Raw genomic sequence first — 4,780 nt, 5'->3', positions numbered from 1 at the left:
GTCGAGTATCAGGCGATTGCCAACGGCAAGCGCACGACCAAGGACGTGTTGAAATCCTGTCGGCGCAAAAAAGGTTTATGCACACTCTTCACTTTGATTTTCGTCAAGCAGCCCGCGCTTCAATCTGTCGCGCACTACATACTTGAAGTTTCTGCCGTCATCGGGATCGAGGTTTGGTCAGGATCGGGAAATAGACCCAGGTGAACAAAACGAACGCGATCATCCAAAGCAGTCCGGAGGCAATCATCACCGGAAAATAATCCAGAATCTGCGTTCCGAATGTTCTGAGGAGCGCCGCTGCGATCACTGAAAGGTAAGCCAGCGCGATCGGCAGGGAAACTTTCAACGGCCGTCCGCTATGTCCAAGCGATGCACGTGTCATCATGGCGAGTGTCATGCCGCCAACGGCTCCGGCAGCAAGAAGATGGAGGGCCGCAGTTTCACTGAAAAGATCAAAGAGAAGACTGAAACCGTAAACGATATACCCCACGGTTAGCAGGAGAAATGCCACATGCAGTATCCAGAGGATCGGGCTTTTGAGTGTCGCCCATCCTTTCCAGCCCGCCAACCTGGCCATGTTGACCGCCCCTGCCCCAAGACAGATCAGACCGAGAGCCGTTTCGGGTATCGGAACGACGCTGGAAACTGCGGCCAGTAGCGCAAGCAGGATCCCGGCTCTGTCAAACCAGGGGTGTGAGACCGGCATCGACCCGGCATATTCGATACGATTGAGAGCATTTCGAGTAAACGCGGGAACAACCCGGCCGCCGATAATCACAATCATCGCCGCGCTGATAAACAGTCCCAGACGGACACCGGAGGCGGCCGTCCTTTCGGTCCAGCCGATCCATTCCAGGTGCATCAGCAAATTGCCGGTAAACAGTGCGCTCAGCAAAAACAGAAAAACCGCGTTGCGAAGTTGCGCCTTTTGGGCAAGGCGCCCGAGAATGCTGGTGGCAAGAATGGGAATGAACGCCAAATCCACCACGGCAACTATGACAGGGTCAAGGGAACCGGAGAACCAGACCGAAAGCCGACCCAGTACCCATACCAGACCTGATACCGAAACAAATACCGCCCCGGCCTCCTTGGACCCGGTCCAGTTCGGTACGGCGGTAATAAAAAATCCGGCCATTACCGCAATCGTATAGCCGTACACCATCTCATGTGCATGCCAAAGATGCGGTGCCATACCCATCGGCACCGAGACAAACGCGCCACCCGCGGCATGAACGCTCAGCCAGACTGTCCAGGCAAGCATCGCAAACACCGAGAAAATCCCGGCAGCCAGAAAGTAGAACCGGAATCCTGCGGTCAAAAACGTTGGATAACGCCAGACGGTCCTGGAGGAATGCGGATGGGAAGCGGCTGCCATGAATTAGATCTCGAATGAAATTTCCGGATGGAAGGATTGCAGAACCTGCACTTCAGCAATATGCAGTCCGTCAATGGTCGCAGCAGCAGCCCCAAAGGGACTTGACCATAGTCAAGTCGCGGGAAAAATCTTGAGTATAAATCTCATGTATATCTCTCCTCTCGGGAGAATCCTTAACGAATTCGCCAAAAAGGAATGTTGAAAACACAATGTCCGGAAACGGTTGGGTGAACTTCATCGCTGCCTTCGCAGTGTTTTTTGCCTCCCACATGATACTGATCCGCCCACCGATACGTCCTGTACTGGTCCGGCTCCTTGGTACACGGGGATTTTCCGCTGCGTACTCCGCGCTGTCGGTGCTGATTTTATGGTGGTTGATCGAAGCTGCAAAAACAGCCCCTTACGTTGAAGTTTGGATGTGGGCTCCCTGGCAGAACTGGGTCCCTATCTTGACGATGTTTCCGGTCTGCCTGATCCTTGCATTTGGCGTGGCCGTTCCCAACCCGTTCTCCTTCGGCGGCATCCACAACGACCGGTTCGACCCCAAAAGTCCCGGACTGATCCGCTGGATGCGCCATCCCATACTTGGTGCGCTGTTCTTGTGGTCTGCAGCGCATTTGGTCCCCAACGGAGATTTGGCACATGTCATCCTGTTTGGAACATTTGCCTTGTTCTCGTTCCTCGGCATGAAGATCATCGACAAGCGACGCCGGCGTGAACTTGGGAGTGACTGGACCAGATTGCTTGAGGAAACAAACCAGGCAAATACGACCGTATCTTCGCCCGGCATGAGCACTCTCATCAGATTCGCAATTGCGGTGATTGTCTACGTTGCCTTGGCACATTCACATGTGCTGTTTGCGGGTGTGGATCCATTCGCCTAAAAGCGTCCTTACGGAACCTGATTTGAGTGTTGCTGACAAAGAGTTTACTTATGCGGCAGGTGTTTGACCGATTCCGTTATGAACAGCTCTTGAACTTGCTGTAAAAGTTCTAGTTAAAACTGGATAACCGAGCAGAAAATCGATATTATTGGATATGTCAATTCAAACGCAAATCGATCCGGCGCAAGAGCCGTCAGCGACACAACGCGCATATCTTGCGATCCGGCGCATGATCCTGATCGGCGAGCTGCCGCCAGGTGAAAAACTCAAAATCGAGAGACTTCGCACCATTCTCGATATGGGCGGATCGCCGATCCGCGAAGCACTCACGCTGCTCGTATCGGACCTTCTGGTCGAACGCCTCGATCAGCGCGGTTTCAGAACGGCTGAGATCAGTCCGCAGAATTTTTCGGAAATCCTGAACCTGCGGTGCCATCTGGAAAAAATGGCGCTCAGGGAAAGTCTCACCAATGCGGACCATGCCTGGGAAGACAAACTGGTCATCAGCCATCACCGCATGATGCGCGAACCCCGGACGAACGTCGAACCGTTCGAGGCGTTGCATAAGGCATTTCACATGAATTTGCTGAGCGCCTGCCACTCGCCGGTGCTGCTGAAGTTCTGCAATCAGCTCTACGACCTGAACATCCGTTACCGCTACCTGGCCGGCAAGGCGCTGAACTACTCAAAGCGTGACATCGGCAAGGAGCACACGGATATCATGAATGCCGCGGTTGACAGGGATGCCGACAAGGCCTGCCATCTGTTGCTCGACCATTACCGGAACACCGGCGCGTTTCTTGAAAAGCACTTCGTCACTGAAGCGGCGGAATAATCAGAAATCACAAGGAACAAGGCAAAGGGGCCGCCTTCGGGTCACGGCCCCTCGCCTCTTTCAGGTGCCCTTCGGCACCAGAGTGAGGTCGAAGGACGCCAGGAGATACGGTCCATCAACCTTGCCCGAGAGTTCAAATCCTTCTGCCGGGAACGAACCGGCCGGCTTCTCGATATAGGTCATGACAAGGTCATCGCGGACGCCGAAAACCGTGTCTTCATCCAGATAGGGATCGTCATCGGGAAAGATCTCGGTCACCAGAGGACGGAAACCCGGCGCCTTGACGATGTAGTGCAGATGCGACGGACGCCAGGGATGGCGGCCGCTGGCACGCAGGATTTCCCCGACCGGACCATCCCCCGGAACCGTATAGCTGATCGGCTTGACCGAAGTGAAGGCATAGCGCCCGTCCTTGTCGGTCGTCTGAATGCCATGGAAGGAATAGGTATCCTGGTCCGGATCCTGGCTGGAATACATGCCGTTAGGTGCTGTCTGCCAGATGTCCAGTTCGGCACCTTCAATTGGATTGCCGTCGGGATCCAGAACCCGGCCTTCCGCCAGCAGCACCTGTTCGGTGAAGTCCTTTCGAAGATCTCCTCCGATCGGCAATGGGGGAGCACCGGTAATGTGAAATGGTCCGAGAACGCTTGAAGAGGTGCCTTCCGGACTTGAATGCAGCATGTCGACAAGCGAAGACAGTCCGAGGACATCCGACAGCAGCACGAACTCGTGTCGCTCTTCATCGGAGATATTGCCGGCCCATTCCAGGAACTCAATCCCTTTTCGCCATTCATCGTGCGTCAGGTTGGTTTCCCGGGCAAAGGCATGAAGGTGTGTGACCAGACTCTTCAGAATCTCTTTCAGTCGCGGGTCGGTGTCGGACCCGAAATACCCCATGAAAACGTCTGTTATGTTGTCTTTGGTGACGTGACGCATGGAATTCCTCTTAGTTTAATATTGCAAGGCTGAGCGATGGCCAGCGGATCAGTGCGACGAGAACGATCAACATCACCAAAGCAAACGGGAAAGCTCCGACGAAGACATCCTTCAACGAAATTCGCGGATCGTTCAAAGTGGCCTTGATGACGAAGCAGGAAATGCCGAGCGGTGGTGTAAGCAACCCGATTTCAGCCCCGACAACTGTGACGATACCGAACCATATGAGGGACAATCCCATCGGTTCGACCAGAGGCAGGAACAACGGCACAACGATCAGTATGATCGACGCGGTGTCCAGCAATGTTCCCAAAAAGATCATCAGCAGGACGTAGATGACCATGATCCAGAAGAAGCTCATCTGGGTCTCGCTCAAAAGATCACCAAGCTCGTTGGGTAGCCCGGCCAATCCCAGCATACGGCTGTAAATCGAGGCAGCGGTAATCAGGAACAGGATCGAGGCAGTGATATGACCCGTTTCAAGAAGGGCGTTCCAGAGTGTCTTGAGCGTCAATTTCTTGCGGAGCGCCGCGATCACAAGACCGAGCAAGGACCCTGTTGCCCCGGCTTCGACAGGTGTCAGCCACCCGGTGTAGATCCCACCGAGCACGGCAGTGATCAGTACCAGTGTCGGCAAAGTCTTGTCCGCGATTTCCAGCGGCGACATCCACTCTGTCTCATCAACCTGCCGACCTCCGACATAGGCTGGTGTAAAACGACCCATCAGGTAAATGGCCACCACATAGGCAA

The 4,780-nt window shown here is 54.4% G+C and carries 5 protein-coding genes; 2 read left to right on the top strand and 3 right to left on the bottom strand.

Annotation, left to right across the window (positions count from 1 at the left end; genetic code table 11):
• Nucleotides 1-157: 157 nt before the first annotated feature.
• A complete protein-coding gene (locus K5905_RS27655; RefSeq protein WP_297590351.1) occupies nucleotides 158-1,375 on the bottom strand; it encodes an NnrS family protein in 1,218 nt (405 codons plus the stop codon).
• Between the two features lie 209 nt (nucleotides 1,376-1,584).
• Between K5905_RS27655 and K5905_RS27650 the strand changes: the two genes are divergently transcribed.
• Both K5905_RS27650 and K5905_RS27645 read left to right on the top strand, forming a co-directional pair.
• Nucleotides 1,585-2,259 (top strand): NnrU family protein, encoded by a 675-nt coding sequence (locus tag K5905_RS27650; RefSeq protein ID WP_297590349.1) that lies wholly within the window; start codon nucleotides 1,585-1,587, stop codon nucleotides 2,257-2,259.
• A gap of 154 nt (nucleotides 2,260-2,413) precedes the next feature.
• Nucleotides 2,414-3,094 (top strand): GntR family transcriptional regulator, encoded by a 681-nt coding sequence (locus K5905_RS27645; RefSeq protein ID WP_297590347.1) that lies wholly within the window; start codon nucleotides 2,414-2,416, stop codon nucleotides 3,092-3,094.
• Nucleotides 3,095-3,154: 60 nt separating this feature from the next.
• On the opposite strand, the gene K5905_RS27640 is transcribed toward K5905_RS27645, so the two are convergent.
• A complete protein-coding gene (locus K5905_RS27640) occupies nucleotides 3,155-4,030 on the bottom strand; it encodes a dioxygenase (protein WP_297590344.1) in 876 nt (291 codons plus the stop codon).
• Nucleotides 4,031-4,040: 10 nt separating this feature from the next.
• Nucleotides 4,041-4,780: TRAP transporter large permease subunit (locus tag K5905_RS27635; RefSeq protein WP_297590342.1), on the bottom strand; the 740-nt coding region annotated here is incomplete at its 5' end.

Origin of the sequence: Roseibium sp., assembly GCF_025698965.1 — a bacterium.
Classification (GTDB): domain Bacteria; phylum Pseudomonadota; class Alphaproteobacteria; order Rhizobiales; family Stappiaceae; genus Roseibium.
The sequence above is the reverse complement of the archived record's forward strand: the minus strand, read 5'-3'. Positions and strand labels throughout refer to the sequence as shown.